Source organism: Saccharothrix espanaensis DSM 44229 (assembly GCF_000328705.1).
Classification (GTDB): domain Bacteria; phylum Actinomycetota; class Actinomycetes; order Mycobacteriales; family Pseudonocardiaceae; genus Actinosynnema; species Actinosynnema espanaense.
Genome location: NC_019673.1, coordinates 8,990,857 through 9,010,379 on the forward strand (window position 1 = coordinate 8,990,857; position 19,523 = coordinate 9,010,379).

Consider the following 19,523-nt stretch of genomic DNA (forward strand, 5'->3'; position numbering starts at 1 on the left):
GATGTGATCTTGAGACGCGGAAGCCCCAGGCCGGTGACCTGGGGCTTTGGTGGGCCGCCAGGGGCTCGAACCCTGAACCCGCGGATTAAAAGTCCGCTGCTCTGCCAGTTGAGCTAGCGGCCCGCTGTCCAGGTTAGTGGAAGACGGGCGGGTGGTTCGACGGTGGTGACATACGTGGTGTGCGCCACAGGGGTGTCAGGGGCGCGACAAGATGTCGGGGTTGGGTGTCAGGAGGGTGTCCGGGGGTGGGGCGCGGGTGGTTTGAGCAGGGGTGTTGTGGGGGCATGACGTTGACGGAGTTGTTGCCCTCGTTGGGGTGTTCGGTGTCCGCCCAGGCCGATCCCCGGTTGTGGCCCGGTGTGTCGGATCGGCGGTTGGGGTGGATCGCCGCCACGTTCGGGACGCCCACGTACGTGCTCGACGAGAACGTCGTGCGGGAGCAGTGCCGGCGCTTCCGGGACGCGTTGCCGGGTGCCCGGGTCGCCTTCGCGAGCAAGGCGCTCAGTTGCAAGGCCGTGGTGCGATGGGTGCTTGAGGAGGGGCTGTCCTTGGACGTGTGCTCCGCCGGGGAGCTCGCGGTGGCTCGGGCGGTCGGGTTTCCGGCGGAGCGGGTTCTGTTGCACGGCAACGCCAAGACGCCCGAGGACCTCAAGGCCGCCCAGGCCTACGGGGTGGGGCGGATCGTGGTCGACTCGCTGCACGAGATCGACCTGCTGACCGACCAGCGCGTGCTGCTCCGGGTGATGCCCGGGATCGCCGCCGACACCCACCCGTCGCTGGCCACCGGTGTCGACGGGCAGAAGTTCGGGCTCTCCGCGAGCGAGGTCGAGGAGGCCGTCCGGCGGATCGACGCACGTCCGGACCTCACCCTGGAGGGTCTGCACTGCCACGTCGGGTCGCAGATCCGGCACGTCGCCACGTTCGAGCAGGCCGCTCGGCGGATGGTGGCGCTGATCGCCCGGTTGGGGCGGTCGATCCGGGAGTTGGACCTCGGGGGTGGGTTCGCTGTCCCGTACACGAGCGCCGAACCCGATTTCGACCTGACGGGGTACGCCGATCGGGTCACGCGGGCGATTCGGTACGAGTGCGCGCGACACCGCGTGCCTGTTCCGGAGCTGATCATCGAGCCCGGTCGGGCGATTGTGGCGCGCGCTGGTGTGACCCTCTACCGGGTTACCAGCGTCAAGCACCCGTTCGTCGCGGTCGACGGCGGGATGAGCGACAACGCACGTCCCGCGCTCTACCAGGCCCGCTACCAGCCACGACTGCTGCGGATCGGGCCCACTGCGCCGATGACTTTGGTCGGGCGGCACTGCGAGGCCGGTGACGTGTTGGCGGCAGACGTCCCGCTTCCGAGGGACGTTCACCCTGGCGACGTGGTCGCGGTCCCGGTGACGGGTGCCTACCACCACTCGCTCGCGTCGAACTACAACCAGGTGGGCCGTCCCGCGCTCGTCGGAGTACGGGACGGCCTTACGCGTGTTCTGGTTCGAGCGGAGACAGAGGAAGATCTGCTTCGCCGGGACGTGGGGTAACGGGTGGGGCTAGCGGGTTACGGTGGGGGCGTCCACGGCCCAGTACCAGTTGTTTCCGGCGTCGTACAGGCGCCAGGACACGACCATGTTCCGTGCGCCGTTGGGCACTGAGACGTTCAATGACACGGTGCCCGCGAGCACATCGGCCGTCCCGGAGCCGTAAGACAACACAGTGCGTTCCGCGCCGCCGTCGAACGCCACGGTCACCGCAGCGCGCTGCGGGTTCTCGTGGCGGTAGTGGGAGCCGAACTTCAGCGTCACCGCTGACGCGCCGTCGACGTCGTAACCGGGCGACACGAGAGTCGAGTCGAACTTGCCGGACGACGACGGCGAGCCCTTGTCGTCCCACTCGTCGGGGTCTGCGACCGCGAACACGCCGCGCGCCCGCACGTTCGCCTCGCGCTGCTGGCCGGGCGCGGCCCTGGTCCAGAAGTCGTCCGTGGTGAACGACCAACCCTGCCATTCGGCCACGCCCTGCGGCGCGGTGGTCCGCACGCTCCACCCCGCCGGGCCCTGGTGGGTCCAGCCGAGCACGGACGCGGGCACGCCCGTCTCGTCCTGGCGCGGCTTCAACGTCACCGAGTCGAACGGGTCGGCCGGTGCGGACCTGAGCGCGTAGCCGTCCAACGACGCCGCGACACCGAGGTGCCGCAGCGCGGTCGCTGCGATGTCCACGATCTTCGGCTGTGCGTTAGGCGTCCCCGTGGGCACACCGCCGCCCGCGGCGATCACGTACGTCATGCGCTCTTCCGGCGTGTCCCCGCCGTGCCCACCGGACGCCGTGTGGCCGTGGTCGGTGGTGAGCATGATGAGCCAGTCTTCGTTGCTGTAAGACGGGCGCGACTCGATCGCGCGCAGCAGACGTCCGATCAGCGCGTCGTCGGTGCGCAGCGTCGCCTGGTACTGCGCGGAGTCCGCGCCGTGGTTGTGGCCCGCGATGTCCGTCTGGCCGAAGTAGACGAACGACGCGTCCGCCGGGTCGTTCGCGAGGTGCTTCTCGGCGTCCACGGCGACCTTCTCGTCCGAACCCTCGTAACCGGCGCTGTCGCCGTCGAGCACGAACTTGCGGTCTTGGCCGTCGCGGAGGATCCGGTCACCGATGGGCTTCCAGTCGACGGCCGCGTACGTGTCGAGTGCGGGCTTCGCGGTCTGGGCGCGCGCCAGCTAGCTCGGGAAGTTCGTGAGGACGTTGCCGGAGAAGGAGTTGTCCTTCACCTTGTGCTTGTCGGGCCACACGCCGGTCAGGATGCTTGACCAGCCGGGGCCGCTGAGCGTGGACGCCATGCCGGAGCCGTAGAGCGCGCTGCGGGACGAGAAACCCCGTTGTGCCAACGCGTGCACGTTAGGCGTGTCAGCGGCGAGCAGTTTGTCGTAACGCGCCCCGTCGAGGCCGATGAGGAGCACCTTCGGCACTATCGGTGCTGCGTTCGCGGCCGGCACGGCCACTACCGCCGCAGCTAGTGCCAGCACCAACGCGAGTTTGCCTCGCACCCTGCCTCCTTTTGGTAACAGGTATAGACCGGTCTACGGTCACATCGAAGGTAGGGGCGGGCGGTGAACTCCACCGGAACGCCCGACGAAGCGAGGTCGGCGATCATCCGGCGAGCTGTCGGCCAATCTCGATGAAATGCGCCCTGAGCTGGGGAAACAGTGCGAATGTCGTACCCCGCCGGCACAGTGCTCCCATGACCGCGAACATCCGCATCGAACCCTGGTCCGACGAGGGCCTGGAGCTGCTGCACCGGCTCAACACGCCGGAGATGACGACCCACCTCGGCGGACCGGAGTCCGAGGAAAAGGTCGCTTCCCGGCACCAGCGCTACCTCACGCTGGGCAACGGGCGGATGTACCGGGTCATGGTGACCGGCGAGGTGGACGGCACGACGGACGGCGGAGACGACGTGGCGGTGGGCTTGGCGGCCGGCGCTGTGGCGGGCAGCGTGGGGTTCTGGGAGAAGGAGTGGCAGGGCGCGACGGTGCACGAGGTCGGCTGGAGCGTGCTGCCGGAGTTCCAGGGCCGAGGGGTGGCCGTTGCGGCGGCTACGGCAGCTGTGGACCAGGCCCGGCGGGCCGCGCCGGACCGGTGGGTACGCGCGTTCCCGTCCGTCGACCACGGGGCGTCCAACGCGGTGTGCCGTCGGATCGGGCTCGTTCTCCAGGGCGAGGTCGAGTTCGAGTACCCGCCCGGCCGCTTCATGCGGTGCAACGACTGGGGGCTGGCGCCGTGACGGCGACGGAGAGGGGGCTGGGAGGACATTAACCGCGTCCAGGGCGAGCGTGAGTACCTACCGGTGCCGGCCCGCGTACCGGTGCCGGCCGGGTAACGGTGCCGGCCGCGTACCGGTGCCAGCCGGCACTACAGCCAGCACAGGCACGCACGCGGCGAGGGGCGGCGTGAGTGGACGGCGGTGGCGGTAGTGCACGGCGTGGCGTCGGTGGGTGTGCGTTCCGTGGGCGTGAGCCGCGGTCGACGTGGATGCCGCAGGTGTGGGTGCCGCAAGTCTGACGCGCCGTGGTTCTGACGCGCCTGGGTGTTGCCTGCGGTAGTCCCTGAGGGCGTGCCGACCGGGTTATCTCGGGTGGGGGGTCAGCGGGTGCTTGCCGCCTGGGTGCGGCGGGACGCTGTCGCGCGGGTGCGGCGGGTGGCCGTCGTGAAGGTGCGGCGGGTGGCTGTCGCGCGCAGCAACCGGAGGACGGTCAGCGCACGTTCTCCGCGCGGGCCGGGTACCAGCACGGCCGCGACACCGGCGACGAGGAACACCACGGCCGAAGGGCCGTACCGCAGCACGACGGCTGCGGTCGCGATCGGCACTGGTGCGTTGAGGAGCAGTTGGACGGCTGTGTGCATGGAGCGCTCTCCTTCGGAGGGCGTGGGAGGGCACGTCCGGCGCTGGGCCGGGCACGTCCTCCTCCGCCGTGCGGAAGAAAGAACGCCTGCGCCTCCACGGCCGGCCGGTCTCCTGGATCGGCCACCGAGTCAGGAGCAGACGAACTCGGACCTCTCCAGCCTGGCACCGGACCGCGGGCCGGCACGAGAGGCCGCTCGGGGGTTGTCCGCTCCCGGCCATCGTGGGCCTGGTCACACCGGCCTGTGACGTGCGCGGCTCGGCGGGTGGCGCCGCCGACGCGGCTGCGGCTTGATCGGAATAACGGCCACCTGGGCGGGCTACCCTGGAGGGCGTGCTCTCGGCAGCCCCCACGTTGAAGATCGGCCCGTACGCGGTCGATCCCGCCGTCGTGCTCGCGCCCATGGCGGGCATCACCAACGTGGCGTTCAGGCAGCTCTGCCGCGAGTTCGGCAGCCCCACCTCGCTCTACGTCTGCGAGATGATCACCGCCCGCGCCATCGTCGAGCGCGACTCCAAGACCATGGAGATGATCACGTTCGGCGAGCACGAGCACCCGCGCTCGTTGCAGCTCTACGGCGTCGAGCCCACCTCGATGAGCGAGGCGACCAAGCTGATCGTCGGCGAGGACCGCGCCGACCACATCGACATGAACTTCGGCTGCCCCGTCCCCAAGGTCACCCGCAAGGGTGGCGGGGCGGCGCTGCCGTACAAGCGGCAGTTGTTCCGGCAGATCGTGCGCGCCGCCGTCCGGGCCGCCGAGCCAGCCGGGGTGCCGGTCACCGTCAAGTTCCGGATCGGGATCGACGACGAGCACCTCACCTACCTGGACGCGGGGCGGATCGCCGAGGACGAGGGCGCGCGGGCCGTCGCGCTGCACGCCCGCACGGCCGCCCAGCGGTACTCGGGGCAGGCCGACTGGACCGCGATCGCCCGGCTCAAGGAGGCCGTGACGAGCGTCCCGGTGCTCGGCAACGGCGACATCTTCAGCGCCCAGGACGCCCTCGACATGGTCGCCCGGACGGGGTGCGACGGCGTCGTCGTCGGGCGCGGGTGCCTGGGTCGGCCCTGGCTGTTCGGGGAGCTCCAGGCGGCGTTCCGGGGCGAACCGGTCCCGGTCGGGCCGTCGCTCGGGCGGGTCGCGGAGATCCTCGGGCGGCACGGGCGGTTGCTCGCGGCGCACCTCGGTGAGGAGAAGGGGCTGCGGGACCTGCGCAAGCACATGGCCTGGTACCTGAAGGGGTTCCCGGTGGGCGCCGAGCTGCGGCGCAGCCTCGCCATGGTCTCGACGCTCACCGAGCTGGACGACCTGCTCGGCGGGCTCGACCCGGAGGCGGCGTTCCCGCCGGACGCCGAGGGGCCGCGCGGCCGGCAGGGGTCGCCCGCGAAGGTCGTGCTGCCGGAGGGCTGGCTGGACGACCCCGAGGACGCGATGACGCCGTCCGCCGAAGACATGCACTCGGGCGGCTGAGCCGGTGACGCGTGTGGTGACGGCGGTGCTCTGTGTCCTCGCGCTGGCCGGGTGCGGCTCGCGGGTGACCGGGACGGCCAAGGCGCTGCAGATCACCGACGTCGAGCACACCCTCGTGACCAGCTACTTCACCGCGCTCAACGAGGCTGGCACGCAGGGCGTGACCCAGCAGCGCGAGCTGCTCGCCGACACCCAGCACCCGGACTTCCGCGAGGGCGACTGCGAGCTGCCCGACGGCACGATCAGGGTGCAGCCGACGATGTCCACGCTCCGGCTGGACCCGGACTGGACGCCGCCCGGCCAGGACGAGCACCCGCGCGGTGTGGTGGTGGTCGTCGCGGTGACGCTGACCGTCGTGCAGGACGGCATCGAGATCGGCAGCCAGATCGGCTCCCAGCACCTCGTCCTGCTCAACGGCAAGACCTACGGCTTCGCGCCGTGCGCGACCTGACGGTCGGGCGCAGACTGGTCGTTCGACGCGGACCGCGGGCCGCCGCGCACTGCCGGCCCGACGACCACGCACGGCGCACGCTCCGGCTTGTTGATCACTGAACGTCACCAGTTCGGAGCAGTGCACGGTCAACCAGACGAGGGAAATCCCCCTCAGACGCGTCCCGCCGGCTCAAGCGCCGCCTCCTACGAGACGACACCTTGGCAAGTAGGGAGGTGAGCGCGATGACCGCACTGCGACCCGAAGTCGCCGATGTCGACAGCGATGGCGGCGCCGAACGGCCCCGGCCCGCGTCGGAGGGCAGCGGCTTGGTGCAGCTGCACGAGTCGATCGCCGCGCTGCTCGCCTCCCGGGGCCAGTGGCGGCAGGCGTACCAGCACCTGCGCTCGGCGTTCGACCTCGTCTACGCGGACCAGGACGAGCAGCCCCAGGTGCCCGAGCAGCTGCGCCGCGAGGTGGACCGGCTGCGCCGCGAGCACGCGGAGGCCCGCGAGCAGAGCCTGCGGGACAGCCTGACCGACAGCTACAACCGCCGCTACCTGGACCAGCGGCTGCTCGGCATGGTCACCGACCACGGCGCGACCGCGGCCGGCCTGGCGATCGCGCTGATCGACCTGGACTGGTTCAAGCAGGTCAACGACACGTTCGGGCACCTGCTCGGCGACCGGGTGTTGCAGCGCGTGGTGGAGCTGTTGCAGGAGGAGCTGCCGGAGGCCGGGTTCTGCGCCCGTTATGGCGGCGAGGAGTTCGTGCTGGTGCTGCCGGGCGTGGACGCGGCGGCGGGCGTGGACATCGCCGAGTCGGCGCGAACGCGTGTCGAGCGTCACGCCTGGGCTTCCCTGGCCCCCGGTTTGCGAGTGACCGTCAGTATCGGGTTGGCTTATGAGCCTCCGGCGGGGGACTCGCCGACGCGCCCTCCGGTCGCACCCGAACAGCAACTGCTCCGCGCGGACAGCCTGCTCTACACCGCCAAGCAGTCAGGACGGAACGCCGTCGCCTATCGGGAGAACGGCCGGGTGCGTCTCGCGGGTGCTGCCGCCGGACGACGTGGAATCGCCGAATCGCGGGTTGCCGGTTACTGAGGCGTAACGGTTGCTCATCCGTTCGGGCGTAGCATGCTGCGCACAATCGAGTATGCGCAACCCCTGTATCACCGGGAGTGGTCGTCAGGACTGGCACTCATCCGTAGTATCGCCAAGGCAAGTGACACGCCGTTGGTGCAACCAATGTGTCCTTGATGTCGTCAACTCGTGATGACGACCCGCTATTGACCAAGGTTGAAGGGAGACCGGGTGCCCGACGAGCCCCGCCGTGGCGGCCCCGGACCCCGAGGTGAGCAGCCCCCCCAGGACGACCAGCCGACCGGGCGTCGGCGCAGGTCCCTGGAGGGCGGCGGCGGACTGAGTGTTTCCGAGCTCCTCGAACAGCACAGCCGCACGAACCTCCCGCGCCCCGTGCCGCCGGACGGCCGCGGCTCCGAGCCGACGGGCCCGCAGCAGCCGACCGGACGCCGGGCCGCGCCACCCGAGGACACCAGCGCACCGTCCCCCGAGGACGGCCACCGGGGACCGGACTACTTCGCACCGTCCACCGACGTTCCGCAGAAGACCGGCCGCCGCGCGCGCCAGGAGTCCCCGGAGGACCCCGGGCGTCGCGCGAGGTCCGCACCCGAGGGCACCGGTCGCCGCGCGCGACCGTCCGCGCCGCCGCAGCCCCCGGTGACGCCGCCCACGGCAGCCCGGCCTCCGGCCACTCCGCCGCCGGTCGCGCCGCACGAGGACACCGGACGTCGAGCCAGGGCCACCCCTGAGGACACCGGACGTCGAGCACGGCCGGCTCCCGAGGAGACCGGACGCCGGGCACGGCCCGCCCCTGAGGACACCGGCCGCCGCGCCAGGTCCGAGGGCTTCGCCCCGGCCGCCGACGACGCCCGACGCGCTCCCGCCCGTGAGGACACCGGGCGGCGCGCGCTGCCCGACGCGTTCGCGCCGTCGTCGGAGAACACCGGCCGCCGCGCCGCGCCGTCCCCCGAGGACGCCGCGCGCCGGGGTGCGCCCGGGACTCCCGACACCCGCCGGCCCGGACCGGATGACCTGGCCCGGCCGGAAGGCACCGGCCGCCGTCCCAGGCCGGAGGCTCCCGGCCGGCGGTACGCGCCCGACGACCCGCGCCGCCCGGAGGCCACCGGCCGCCGCCCGATGCCGACCCCGCCGGTTCCCGGCGCGCCCGGCCCCACTGCTCCCGGCCCACACGGTCCAGGCCCGCACGCCCCCGGCCCACACGCTCCGGGGCCCCATGCTCCGGGCCCCCATGCTCCGGGCCCGAACGGCTCGGCCAACGGTCCGATGCCCGGCGGTCCCGCTCAGGACGTCCGACCGGCCGGTGGTCCCGACGGCAGCGGGCCGCGACGGCTCGCAGGGCCCGAAGGCGGTCGCCGGCCCGCTGACAGCACCGGACCGCGACGGCTGGCCGAAGGTCCACCCGACGGCGCCGCACCTCGACGGCCGGCCGAAGGCGGACCGGACAGTCCCGGGCCCCGCCGGCTCGCGGAAGGTGCTCCGGACGGCTCCGGGCCCCGTCGACTCGCCGAGGGCGGGCCGCGCAGGCTTGCCGATGGGCCCCCCAACGCTCCCCGACGTCCCGAGGGCGGGCCGGACGGTTCCGGGCCTCGCCGCTTGGCCGAAGGTGCGCCCAACGCGCCCCGACGTCCTGAAGGGGCGCCGGAAGGCACTGGTCCGCGCCGACTCGCCGCTGACGGTGGCCCCGGCATCCCGCGTCGCCCCGAGGGCGGTCCGGACGGCAGCGGGCCCCGCCGCTTGGCCGAGGGCGGGCCGGACGGCACCGGGTCGCGACGGCTTCCCGAGGGTGGGCCGGATGGTTCCGGGCCGCGACGGCTCGCTGAAGGTTCGCCTGGTGCCGCGCCCGGTGGTGCGGACATCTCCGGGCGGCTGGGTGTGCCCGGCGGACCCAGCGCGCCCGGCGGGTCCGGTGGGCCCGAGCACCGGGACCAGATCGACCCGGCCAGTCTCACCACCGAGATGGAGGCCATCAGCGACGACGTCAAGAAACGTCGCGAGGTCGACCACACGCTGGCCCGGTTCTCCGCCGTGCACGACGAGCTCGCCGAGCAGGAGCGCCAGCGCAAGGAGCGCCGGCAGAAGCTCATGCCGTGGAAGGTCGAGCACGACGAGGAAGCGACCGTCTACACGTCCTCTGTGGACGGTGACGAGGACTCCGACGCGCCGAGCCGACGGGTCCGCACCGTCAAGCACAGCAAGATCGTCCGCGTCGTCAAGGTGCTGTCGCTGACCGCCGCCGTGCTGGTGTTCGTCGCGACCGGCCTCGGCTGGGGCGCGATGCTCTACGTGGACAGCAAGATGACCGAGATCGACGCCCTCAACACCAACTCGGCCGCGGTGCACGAGGCCGAGAAGCAGTTGGGGGACGAGAACTTCCTCATCGTCGGGTCGGACACCCGGGCCGGCGCGAAGGCCGAGGACGGGGTCGGCGACGCCGACGCCGAGCCCGGCGCGCGCTCGGACGTGCTGATGCTGGCGCACATCCCGGCCGACCGGAAGCGGGTCGTCGTGGTGTCCGTGCCGCGCGACCTGGAGGTCACCCGGCCCGAGTGCGAGGGCTGGAACCCGGAGACCGCCGAGTACTCCGGCCAGAAGCTGGCCCCGGAGAAGGGCGTGAAGGCCAACCAGGTCTACTCCGACGGCGGGCCGCGGTGCGTGTCGACCTTCATGACCGAGCTGACCGGGTTGACCATCAACCACTTCATCTCCGTGGACTTCAACGGGTTCAAGGGGATGGTGGACGCGGTCGGCAAGATCAAGGTCTGCGTGCCGAAGGTGATGGACGACGGTGAGCTGGGCATGATCTTCGACAAGCCCGGCCAGTACGAAGTGGACGGTCAGAAGGCGCTCGACTACGTGCGCGCCCGCAAGGTGAAGAACGAGGACTTCGGCGACTACGACCGGATCACCCGGCAGCAGAAGTTCCTGTCCTCGTTGCTGCGCACGGCCTTGTCCACCGAGATGCTGCTGAACCCGGGCAAGCTCAACGGCTTCCTGAACGCGTTCGCGTCGTCCACCGTGGGCCAGAACGTCGGCGTCAAGGACATGCTGACGCTCGCCCAGTCGTTGCAGGGCATCGAAGCCGGCCGGGTCACGTTCGTGACGGTGCCGCACTACACCGACGAGGGCCCGACGCCGTCGCCCAACGACAACGTCGAGATGCTGAAGATGGACGCCACCAAGGCGTTGTTCCAGGCGATCATCGACGGCACCCCGCTGCCCGACGAGAAGCCGGCCGCCAACCCCGCCGACCAGGCCCAGCAGACCACCACGCCCGCGAAGCCCGCCGGCCCCAAGCAGGGCGCGGTCGTCGACCCCAAGGGCCTCAAGGTCCAGGTGTTCAACGGCGACGAGGACAACGACGGTGCCGCCGCCCGGACCAAGAACGCGTTGATCGAGCTGGGGTTCGACGTGGTCAACAGTGGCAACGGGACCGCGGCCGGCAAGACGGTCATCAAGTACGGCGTGGGCGGCGAGGACACGGCGTTCACGCTCGCGGCCGCGATCCCCGGTGCGACGCTGGAGGTCGACGAGTCCCAGGGCGGCGCGGTGACCCTGGTCATCGGACCCGGCTGGGACGAGAAGGTCGTCGCCCCGCAGGGGGGCGGGACCGCCGAGCCCGGCAAGACCGCTCCGCCGCCTGACCTGGCCGTGGTCAACGCGGGCAAGGACCCGTGCGCGCCGTAGGGTGACCATCTGGACGTCTTGGGTTCACCGCTGGTTCACCGGGGTAGGTCGCTACTGCGACAACCTGCACGTAGGCTGACGGCCATGCGTGAGGCCTACCACGACCAGCTCGGACAACTCGCCGACCAGCTCGCCGACATGTGCGGGATGGCCGGTGACGCCATGGAGCGCGCGACTTCGGCGCTGCTCCAGGCAGACCTCGGCTTGGCCGAGCAGGTGATCGGCGACGACGTCAAGATCGACGACGTGCGCGCCAGCATCGAGGAGCAGGCGTACGCACTGCTCGCACTCCAAGCGCCGGTCGCGACCGACCTGCGGATCGTGCTCGCGGTGATCCACGCCGCGGAGAGCGTCGAGCGCATGGGCGACTTGGCGCTGCACGTGGCGAAGGCCGCGCGCCGCCGGCACCCCAACCACGTGCTGTCGGACACCGTCGAGCCGTACTTCGCCGAGATGGGCCGCATCGCGGTCGAGCTCGCCCGGGAGGCGACCGACATCATCCGCACGCAGGACGTGGAGCGCGCGCGTTCGCTGGAAGACGCGGACGACGCGATGGACGACCTGCACCGGCACCTGTTCACGGTGATCATGGACAAGGACTGGCCGCACGGCGTGCCGTCCGCCGTGGACACCACGCTGCTGGGCCGGTTCTACGAGCGCTTCGCCGACCACGCGGTGTCGGTGGCCAAGCGGACCGTCTTCGTCGTCACCGGCCGGATGCCCGGCTACGGCGACGACATCGACGACTGACCGCTCCGGACGAAGTCGACCCCGGCCGGGTTCTCCTGGCCGGGGTCGATTCTTTTCGTCGGGTGCCGTCGCCGTGCGCTGGGGTTCGGGTTGTGGGTCGGCGTCAGTTGAGCAGGCCGTTCAGCTCCTGGGCGAGCTGGGCGGCGATGCGCGCGTTGTCGGCGGGCGCGTGGGTGAGCCACTTCTGGCCGTCCTGGCCCTGGCGCGTCTGCGACATGTAGCGGCCCTGGTCGTTGTCGAACCAGGCCACCTGCGGTGCGCGCTGTTCACGGCCGTGCCGTCCACGCACCGTGACGCCGAACTGCCCGGCGCGCAGCCGCGGCCGTTCGAACGTCGCCTCCAGCGCGCGGATCTGCGAGGTCGCGGCGGACCTCGGTGCCATGGCGCTGGTGAACATCGAGCCGCCGAAGTCGTCGTCGCGGCGCGGCGCGGGCGGCGGCGCGGCCGACGGCATCGGGACCGTGAGCGACTGGCCCGGACCGGGGCGCGACTGCGGGATCAGGTCCACCACCGCGCGCAGCAGCGCCGACGAGCGCATCGTGTCGATCTTCAGCTGCCGGTCGTCCAGCACCGCGAGGACCGCCAGCTCGCCCTTGGCCCCGGCGCGGGCCAGGAGCTGGCGCTCCACGTTCTTCGGGTCCAGCGACGCGATCGCGTTGAGCGAGTAGTCGAAGCGCACCAACAGGTTCAGCGCCTCCTCGACCTCGGCCGCGACCCGGCCACGCCGGGCCAGGCCACGCGACTCCAGGTCGTTGTAGACGGCGTTGCGGATGCCGCGCCGCTCGTCGAACGTCTGGCCGAGGTACGGGAAGTCGAACGGGTAGGGCCGGCTGCCGAGCTTCAGGTCTTCCCACAGCATGTCAGCGGCCGCGTACGACAGGGCGAACGAGAACACCGTCACCCGCCGATGACCGGGGGCGCGACCATCGTGCCGTCACCGAACACGTCCTCGGTCTCCACCAGGTAGGACGCGGACTTGTGCTCCTTGTCCTCCTCGCCCTGGCCGCCGTGCCCGCCGGCGCCACCCATGCCGCCCATGCCCGCGCCGGCACCGCGACCGCCGGCCGCGCCGGCACCGCCGAGACCACCCGCGCCACCGCCGGACGGCCCGAAGCCGCCCGCGCCCGCGCGTCCGGCCTCGCCGAGCACACCCGCACCGCCACCGGGGCCGAAGCCACCGCCGCGACCGGCCGCGGCCATGCCGCCGGGACCACCGCCCAGGCCACCCGCGCCGCCACCACGACCGCCACCAGCGCCACCGGAACCACCACCGGAACCGCCGCCACCGGGCAGACCACCGCGACCGCCACCGGGTCCGGGGATGCCGGGCGGCCGCTGGCCGGGACCGGGGATACCGGGCGGCCGGTTGCCACCGCCACCACCACCGCCGCCACCGGGTCCGGGGATCCAGCCACCGCCGGGCGGCAGACCTCCACCGCCACCACCACCGGTGCCGCCGCCACCTCCGCCGCCGCCACCACCGCCCGTGCCGCCGCCACCAGGGGTCCAGCCGGACTGGTTGGTGTTGCCGCCGCCGGTGCCACCCGTGCCGCCGGTACCGGGGATGCCGGTCACGCCCGTGCTGCCGCTACCGTTGCCCGGACTGTCCGGAATGGACGGTCGACCGCCGATGCCGGGGTCGTTGGGCTTGCCGGGCTGGCTCGGGTCGCCGCCGGAACCGTCCATGGGCGGCGGCGGGGAGAACGCGGGCATCGTCGAGCCGGACTCCTGGAACGAGGTCGACATGTTCGTCATGACCTCGGCCGCGCGCTCGTGCGCCTGCTGCTTCTCCTCGAACTTCGCCTCGATCTTGTCGATCGTCTCGGCCCACTTGAACGGGTTGGGCTCGGAGAAGAACATCTTGTAGGCGTCGGCCGTGCTGAACTTGACCGGCTCGGGCATGGCCGTCTTGGCCGTGTCGGCGGCCTGGCTCTGCTCGTAGAGCTTGTTGCCGGTCAGCTGCGCGCCCTGCGCCGCGTCGCCCGACCACGTGGCCATGTTCGTGAAGTAGCCCTGCGCGGACGACGCCGCGTTGCCCTGCCACGCGCCCTTGCTCGCCTCGGTCGCCTTGGACAGGTTGTTCTGCAGGTCGACCAGCGTGTTGCCGATCTTGGTCCACGCCTCGCCCTGCTCGTTGGCCGTGCTGGGCGCCATGTTGTCGGTGACCATCGACTTGAGCTCTTCGTGCGAGCGCCCCATGTAGAACGAACCCGACGGCGTCATCGGCGGCCGGTAGTTCTCGACCACCTGCTGCAGGTTGTCCTGCTGGGTCTGCTGGTTCTTGGCCGACTCCGCCTTCCAGCGGACGTAGTCGTCGATCGTGGCGAACGCGCCGAAGAAGCCCGGGTTCTCCCGGACCGCCTTGTCGTACTCCGCGCGCAACTCGGCGTCGGTCTGCCCGGCGTAGACGACCTTGGTCGCGTTGGGGTTCTGCTGCTGCGAGTTGGGCGGTGCCACGGCTGTACTCCTGACTTACTTGGGCAGCTTCGGTTCGACGGCGGTCGCGACCTGGGTGGCTGCGTCGCAGGCTTCGTCCGGCGACGTGGTGGACGCGGCGACGAAGTCGACCCGGGACTTGGCCGTGATCTCCACCGACACGACGCAGTCGGTGTCGGTCAGCGGCGTCTTGACGCGCTTGGCCTTGTGGGCACCGACCGGGATGTCGGAAGGCTGCGCCTTGGGGCCCGCGGACAGGTCGGCGATACCGAGCTGGGGGAACGCCTTGACGGTGACGATCGTGGTCGTCTGGCCGAAGCGCGCCTGACACGCCGTCCCGACGTCCTTCTGGATGCGGGAGAGCGAGAGCTTGCTCGCGACCTCGTTCAACTCCTTGCACGCGTCGAACGCCGCCAAGTCACCCCCACCGGAGGGCTCCGACGTCGTGGTGCCGCCGTCGGAGGTCTCAGTGGTGGAGGTGGCGGCACCGCTGGTCGGCGTCGCACCCCCCGGGGTCTTCGTCGTGCAGCCGGTCAGCACCAGGCCGATCACGGCGATCGGCAGCACCGACCGGACTACCAGGTTCCTGGTCAACTGCATCCCCATCTCAATGGCGCTTGAGGCTGTTGGCGGCAGCGTCGTCGACTTCGCGGTAGTTCTCGACGGCCTTTCGGAGGGCGGCCTTGGCGTCTGCCAGCGCGCTCTTCAGCTGGTTGATCGCGGGAATGATGCCCGTGGTCCCGCCGCCGCCGTTCGCGCTCTCGGAGTTGTAGCGGCTCATCGCCTGCGCGTCGGGGCTCGTGCCGAGCTTGGTCTCCTGCTGGAGCAGGTAGATGGTGTTGTTGAGGCCGTTGATCTCCATCTCGGCCTCTTCGATGGCCTTGATGTAGGCCTCGGCGCCCGACTGCTTGATGGCGAACGAGCCGGACTCCGCCGCCTGCTTGAGCCCCTGCATGTTGGCCGTCATGGCCTGCATGGACTGGGCGCTCCACGCTCCCTCTGCCGGCACCACTACCCCCTGCGATCACGCGATTCCTACCGAGCACGGTACCGCGCACGTCAGAACATGTCTTGACTATGACGAGGCCCGGGGGCGGGCGGTTCCAGGCGTCACACGTCGAGAGCAGTGGACCACCCGGTCGGGTGACGAGGGCCACAACGGCCGAGGGGCCTTCCCGCGGTTGGCGGGAAGGCCCCTCGGCCTGCGGTCGGGTCAGCCGAAGCGGCCCGAGATGTAGTCCTCGGTCGCCTTCTGGCTGGGGTTGGAGAAGATCTTCTCCGTGTCGTCCACCTCGATCAGCCGACCCGGCTGACCGACACCCAGCAGGTTGAAGAACGCGGTCTGGTCGCTGACCCGCGCCGCCTGCTGCATGTTGTGGGTCACGATGACGATCGTGTACTCCTTCTTCAGCTCCGTGATCAGGTCCTCGATCGCCAGCGTGGAGATCGGGTCCAGGGCCGAGCACGGCTCGTCCATCAGCAGCACGTCGGGCTGCACGGCGATCGCCCGCGCGATGCAGAGCCGCTGCTGCTGACCGCCGGACAGGCCGCCGCCGGGCCGGTCGAGGCGGTCCTTGACCTCGTTCCAGAGGTTCGCCCCGCGCAGCGAGCGCTCGGCCACCTCGTTGAGCTTGGTCCGGTTCCGCTCGCCGGCCAGCTTCAGGCCCGCGACCACGTTGTCCCGGATGGACATGGTGGGGAACGGGTTGGGGCGCTGGAACACCATGCCGATGGTGCGCCGCACCTGCACCGGGTCGATGGTCGAGGCGTAGATGTCCTCGCCGTCGAGGAGGACCTTGCCCTCCACCCGCGCGCCGGGGGCCACCTCGTGCATGCGGTTCAGCGACCGCAGCACGGTGGACTTGCCGCAACCGGACGGTCCGATGAACGCGGTCACGTTCTTCGGCGGCACGGCAAGCGAAACTCCGTCCACGGCGTGGAACTTGCCGTAGAAGAGGTTGAGGTCCTTCACGTCGATGCGCTTGGCCATAACCGCCCGCTCACTTGGTCTTCGGGGCCAGCCACCGCGAGATCACGGTCGCCAGCAGGTTGAACAGGGTGATGATCAGCACCAGGGTGATCGCCGCACCCCAGATCCGGTCGAAACCCGCCTGCGTCGGGTTGTTCCGCTCGGAGGCCATCAGCAGCGGCAGCGACGCCATCGGCCCGTCGAACAGGTTGTAGTTGATGAACGGCGCGTACGCGGCCAGCACCAGCACCGGCGCGGTCTCGCCCATGACGCGGGCCAGGGCGAGCATCACGCCGGTCAGGATGCCGGACAGCGCCGTCGGGATGACGATCTTGACGATGGTCTTCCACTTGGGGATGCCCAGCGCGTAGGACGCCTCGCGCAGCTCGTCCGGCACGATCTTGAGCATCTCCTCGGTGGTCCGCACGATCACCGGCACCATGAGCAGCACCAGTGCGAGGGACACCGCGAAGCCGCTGCGGCCGAAGCCGAACGTGGTGATCCACAGCGTGTAGACGAACAGCGCGGCCACGATCGACGGCACACCGGTCAGGATGTCGACCATGAACGTGGTCGCCTTGGCCAGCCGCGACCGGCTGCCGTACTCGACCAGGTAGATCGCCACGAACAGGCCGATCGGGACCGAGATCAGGCCGCAGACCAGCGCCTGCACCAGCGTGCCGTAGATGGCGTGGTAGACACCGCCGCCCTCCTGCCGCGAGAGCAGGCCGGACAGCGACTTCTGCCACCAGTCGAGGTCCAGCACGACCGGCAGGCCGCGCTGGACGACCGTCCACAGCACCCACACCAGGGGCACGATGGCGACCGCGAACGCCAGGTACACCAGCACCGTGGCGAAGCCGTTCTTGAACTTGCGGGCGCCGCTGACGCTCTGGAACGTCGGCGGCGTCGCGAGGCGGTTCAGGTCCGCCGTCTCGGTCGTCATTCGTACTCCTTGTGACCGGCGACGATGGACCGGGCGATGGCGTTGACCACGAAGGTCAGCGCGAACAGCACCAGGCCGGCGGCGATGAAGGCACCGGCGGACAGCGCGTCGTTGAACTCGGGCGCGGCCAGTGCGATCTTGGAGGCGAAGGTCGCGCCGCCGTCGAACAGGCTCCAGCCGAACGCCTCGTTGGTGGCGCTGAGGATGATCATCAGCGCGATGGTCTCGCCGAGCGCGCGGCCCAGGCCCAGCATCGAGGCGCTGACGTAGCCGGCCTTGCCGAACGGCAGGACGGTGGTCCGCACGACCTCCCACTTGGTCGCGCCCAGGGCGATGGCGCCCTCGACGTGGGCGGGCGGGGTGCGGTCGAACACCTCGCGGCTGACCGCCGTGATGATCGGCAGGATCATCACCGCGAGCACGATGCCGGCGGTGAAGATGGTGCCGCCCAGCTCGATGCTGACGTTGCCCTTGGCGAACAGCGGGATGAAGCCGAGCGTGCTGGTCAGCCACTCGCCGATCGGCGTCAGCACCGGTGCGAGCACCAGCAGGCCCCACAGGCCGTAGATGATCGACGGCACGGCGGAGAGCAGGTCGATGACGTACGCGAACGGCCGGGCGAGCCTGCGCGGCGCGTACTGGGTGAGGAACAGCGCGATGCCCAGCGCGATCGGCATCGCGATGACCAGGGCGAACGCGGCGGACACCACGGTGACCAGGAGCAGGTCGAGGATGCCGAACCGCAGGTTCTTGGAGTCGCCGGTGGCCCACTCGCGGCTGGTCAGGAAGTTGACGTGGTCCTGGGCGAGCGACGGGACGGCCTGGATCAGCAGGAACAGGCCGATGGCCCCGATGAGGACCACGATGAAGATGCCCGAACCGGTGGCGAGGCCGCGGAAGATCCGGTCGCCCGGCCGGACGTGGGGAGCGTTCAGTTCGGCTTCCGTGGTCGGGGGAATCGGAGCCTCCGAGTCGGATCGAGCGGCCGGAACGCCCTTGCGGGCACCGGTGTCACCGGTGCCCGCGGGGCGCTTGGCCACAGTGCGGTCGTTCATCGCTATGGCGTGAGCAGGGGGGTTGCCGGCCGGATCAGGCGATGGCCTTGATGGCGGCCAGCACCTTGTCCTGGAAGGCCTTGGGCAGCGGAGCGTAGCCCGCGTCCACGAGGCCCGCCTGACCGTCGGTGGCCGCGACCGTGAGGAAGGCGCGGATGGCCTTCGCGGTGTCGGCGTCGTAGCCCTTCGAGCAGACGATCTCGTAGGTGGCCAGCAGCAGCGGGTACGCGCCCGAGGCGGTGGTGCCGTAGATCGAGTCGAGGTCGAGGACCAGGTCGTTGCCCTCGCCCTTGAGCTTCGCGCCGTCGATGGCCTTGCCCACGGTCTCGTTGGTCAGCTCGACCGCACCCTGACCGGCGTCGATCTTCGCGATGGACAGCTTGTTGTCCTGGGCGAAGGAGAGCTCGACGTAGGTGATCGCGCCGTCGACGGAGCCGGCGGCCTGCGCGACACCGGCGGACTTCTCCTTGCCCTCGCCGACACCGCCCTTGAACTGCTTGCCGTCGCCCTGGGTCCAGGCACCCTTGGAGGCGATCTTCAGGTACTTCTGGAAGTTGTCCGTCGTGCCGGCCTCGTCGGACCGGTAGACGACCTTGATGTCCTTGTCCGGCAGGGTGGCGCCGGAGTTGAGCGCCTTGATCTCCGGGGCGTTCCACTTCTTGACGGTGCCGTTGAAGATCTTGGCGGTCACCTCGCCGTTGAGCACCAGGTCCTTGACGCCCTCGAGCTTGTAGCCCAGGGCGACGGGGCCGAAGACCAGCGGGAGGTGCCACGCCGGGCCGGTCGCGCAGCGCTTGGCGGCGGCCTCGACCTCGCCCTTGTCCTTGGACAGGGCCGAGTCGGAGCCGGCGAAGTCCACCTGGCCCGCGTTGAAGTTCTTCACGCCCGAGCCGGAGCCGGACGGGTTGTAGGCCAGGTCCGCGCCGGAGCACTTCGCCTTGTACGCCTGGATGAACGTGTCGATCGCGTTCTTCTGCGCGGAGGAACCCTCTGCGTTCAGCTTCGCCTTGCCACCGCACTCGACGGCCGTGCCGGACGCCGCAGCGCTCGACGTGCCACCGGTGCCGGCGTTGTTGTCGCTGCCACATGCGGTGAGCAGAAGCGCACCGGCCGCGATCAGGCCGACGACGGCGCCGTGCCGCTTGGTCTTCACCTGGGTCCTCCACCTAACGAAAGCGGAAATGACGCGACGGACCTCGCCGCTCGACACGGACGGTAGGCAGCGATGGTGGACAAGCGCCCAGTAAGAGATGAACGGGAGGTGAACTCCACACGGGAGGTGACCAGTGACACCGCCA

At 70.7% G+C, this 19,523-nt stretch carries 18 protein-coding genes and 1 tRNA gene; 7 read left to right on the plus strand and 12 right to left on the minus strand.

Annotation, left to right across the window (positions count from 1 at the left end):
• Positions 1-47: 47 nt before the first annotated feature.
• Positions 48-123: transfer RNA gene (locus BN6_RS39610), tRNA-Lys, on the minus strand.
• Between the two features lie 161 nt (positions 124-284).
• On the opposite strand from BN6_RS39610, the gene lysA reads away from it, so the two are divergent.
• The gene (gene lysA, locus BN6_RS39615) at positions 285-1,535 is read left to right on the plus strand and encodes a diaminopimelate decarboxylase (RefSeq protein ID WP_015105502.1); all 1,251 of its coding nucleotides are present in this window, start codon (positions 285-287) and stop codon (positions 1,533-1,535) included.
• A 9-nt stretch (positions 1,536-1,544) separates the two neighbouring features.
• On the opposite strand, the gene BN6_RS39620 is transcribed toward lysA, so the two are convergent.
• Both BN6_RS39620 and BN6_RS49415 read right to left on the minus strand, forming a co-directional pair.
• A complete protein-coding gene (locus BN6_RS39620) occupies positions 1,545-2,594 on the minus strand; it encodes an alkaline phosphatase family protein (protein ID WP_015105503.1) in 1,050 nt (349 codons plus the stop codon).
• A gap of 105 nt (positions 2,595-2,699) precedes the next feature.
• Positions 2,700-3,026, minus strand: coding sequence for an alkaline phosphatase family protein (locus tag BN6_RS49415; protein WP_015105504.1), 327 nt, complete (start codon positions 3,024-3,026; stop codon positions 2,700-2,702).
• 194 nt (positions 3,027-3,220) lie between these two features.
• Between BN6_RS49415 and BN6_RS39625 the strand changes: the two genes are divergently transcribed.
• Positions 3,221-3,763 (plus strand): GNAT family N-acetyltransferase, encoded by a 543-nt coding sequence (locus BN6_RS39625; RefSeq protein WP_041315650.1) that lies wholly within the window; start codon positions 3,221-3,223, stop codon positions 3,761-3,763.
• 359 nt (positions 3,764-4,122) lie between these two features.
• On the opposite strand, the gene BN6_RS39630 is transcribed toward BN6_RS39625, so the two are convergent.
• Positions 4,123-4,383 carry a hypothetical protein gene (locus BN6_RS39630; protein WP_015105506.1) on the minus strand — a complete coding sequence of 87 codons (261 nt, stop codon included), beginning with the start codon at positions 4,381-4,383 and terminating at the stop codon, positions 4,123-4,125.
• A gap of 332 nt (positions 4,384-4,715) precedes the next feature.
• On the opposite strand from BN6_RS39630, the gene dusB reads away from it, so the two are divergent.
• The 5 genes from dusB to phoU all read left to right on the plus strand — a co-directional run bounded on the left by dusB (position 4,716) and on the right by phoU (position 11,819).
• Positions 4,716-5,852 carry a tRNA dihydrouridine synthase DusB gene (dusB, locus tag BN6_RS39635; RefSeq protein ID WP_015105507.1) on the plus strand — a complete coding sequence of 379 codons (1,137 nt, stop codon included), beginning with the start codon at positions 4,716-4,718 and terminating at the stop codon, positions 5,850-5,852.
• A gap of 25 nt (positions 5,853-5,877) precedes the next feature.
• Positions 5,878-6,303, plus strand: coding sequence for a hypothetical protein (locus BN6_RS39640; RefSeq protein WP_231904863.1), 426 nt, complete (start codon positions 5,878-5,880; stop codon positions 6,301-6,303).
• Between the two features lie 224 nt (positions 6,304-6,527).
• A complete protein-coding gene (locus BN6_RS39645) occupies positions 6,528-7,385 on the plus strand; it encodes a GGDEF domain-containing protein (RefSeq protein WP_015105509.1) in 858 nt (285 codons plus the stop codon).
• A 1,872-nt stretch (positions 7,386-9,257) separates the two neighbouring features.
• A complete protein-coding gene (locus tag BN6_RS44690) occupies positions 9,258-11,069 on the plus strand; it encodes an LCP family protein (protein WP_051075899.1) in 1,812 nt (603 codons plus the stop codon).
• An 84-nt stretch (positions 11,070-11,153) separates the two neighbouring features.
• A complete protein-coding gene (phoU, locus tag BN6_RS39655) occupies positions 11,154-11,819 on the plus strand; it encodes a phosphate signaling complex protein PhoU (RefSeq protein ID WP_015105511.1) in 666 nt (221 codons plus the stop codon).
• 103 nt (positions 11,820-11,922) lie between these two features.
• Here the strand turns inward: phoU and BN6_RS39660 are convergent, their stop codons facing one another.
• From BN6_RS39660 to pstS, 8 genes are all read right to left on the minus strand, one after another.
• The gene (locus tag BN6_RS39660) at positions 11,923-12,720 is read right to left on the minus strand and encodes an ESX secretion-associated protein EspG (protein WP_015105512.1); all 798 of its coding nucleotides are present in this window, start codon (positions 12,718-12,720) and stop codon (positions 11,923-11,925) included.
• Entirely contained in the window at positions 12,717-14,276 is a 1,560-nt protein-coding gene (locus tag BN6_RS47210) for a hypothetical protein (RefSeq protein WP_015105513.1), read from the minus strand. Before BN6_RS47210 ends, BN6_RS39660 begins: the two co-directional genes overlap by 4 nt.
• Before the next feature lie 15 nt (positions 14,277-14,291).
• Positions 14,292-14,855, minus strand: a complete 564-nt coding sequence (locus BN6_RS39670; protein ID WP_148303182.1) for a DUF3558 domain-containing protein — start codon at positions 14,853-14,855, stop codon at positions 14,292-14,294.
• Positions 14,856-14,862: 7 nt separating this feature from the next.
• The gene (locus tag BN6_RS39675) at positions 14,863-15,231 is read right to left on the minus strand and encodes a hypothetical protein (protein ID WP_041315656.1); all 369 of its coding nucleotides are present in this window, start codon (positions 15,229-15,231) and stop codon (positions 14,863-14,865) included.
• Between the two features lie 237 nt (positions 15,232-15,468).
• Positions 15,469-16,245 (minus strand): phosphate ABC transporter ATP-binding protein PstB, encoded by a 777-nt coding sequence (pstB, locus tag BN6_RS39680; protein WP_015105516.1) that lies wholly within the window; start codon positions 16,243-16,245, stop codon positions 15,469-15,471.
• Between the two features lie 10 nt (positions 16,246-16,255).
• Complete coding sequence (pstA, locus tag BN6_RS39685; protein WP_015105517.1) at positions 16,256-17,170, minus strand: phosphate ABC transporter permease PstA; 915 nt, start codon at positions 17,168-17,170, stop codon at positions 16,256-16,258.
• On the minus strand, positions 17,167-18,225 hold the full coding sequence (gene pstC / locus BN6_RS39690; RefSeq protein ID WP_015105518.1) for a phosphate ABC transporter permease subunit PstC: 1,059 nt from the start codon (positions 18,223-18,225) through the stop codon (positions 17,167-17,169). The genes pstA and pstC overlap by 4 nt, the downstream gene beginning before the upstream one ends.
• Positions 18,226-18,259: 34 nt before the next feature.
• Complete coding sequence (gene pstS, locus BN6_RS39695) at positions 18,260-19,378, minus strand: phosphate ABC transporter substrate-binding protein PstS (protein ID WP_015105519.1); 1,119 nt, start codon at positions 19,376-19,378, stop codon at positions 18,260-18,262.
• Between the last annotated feature and the right edge of the window lie 145 nt (positions 19,379-19,523).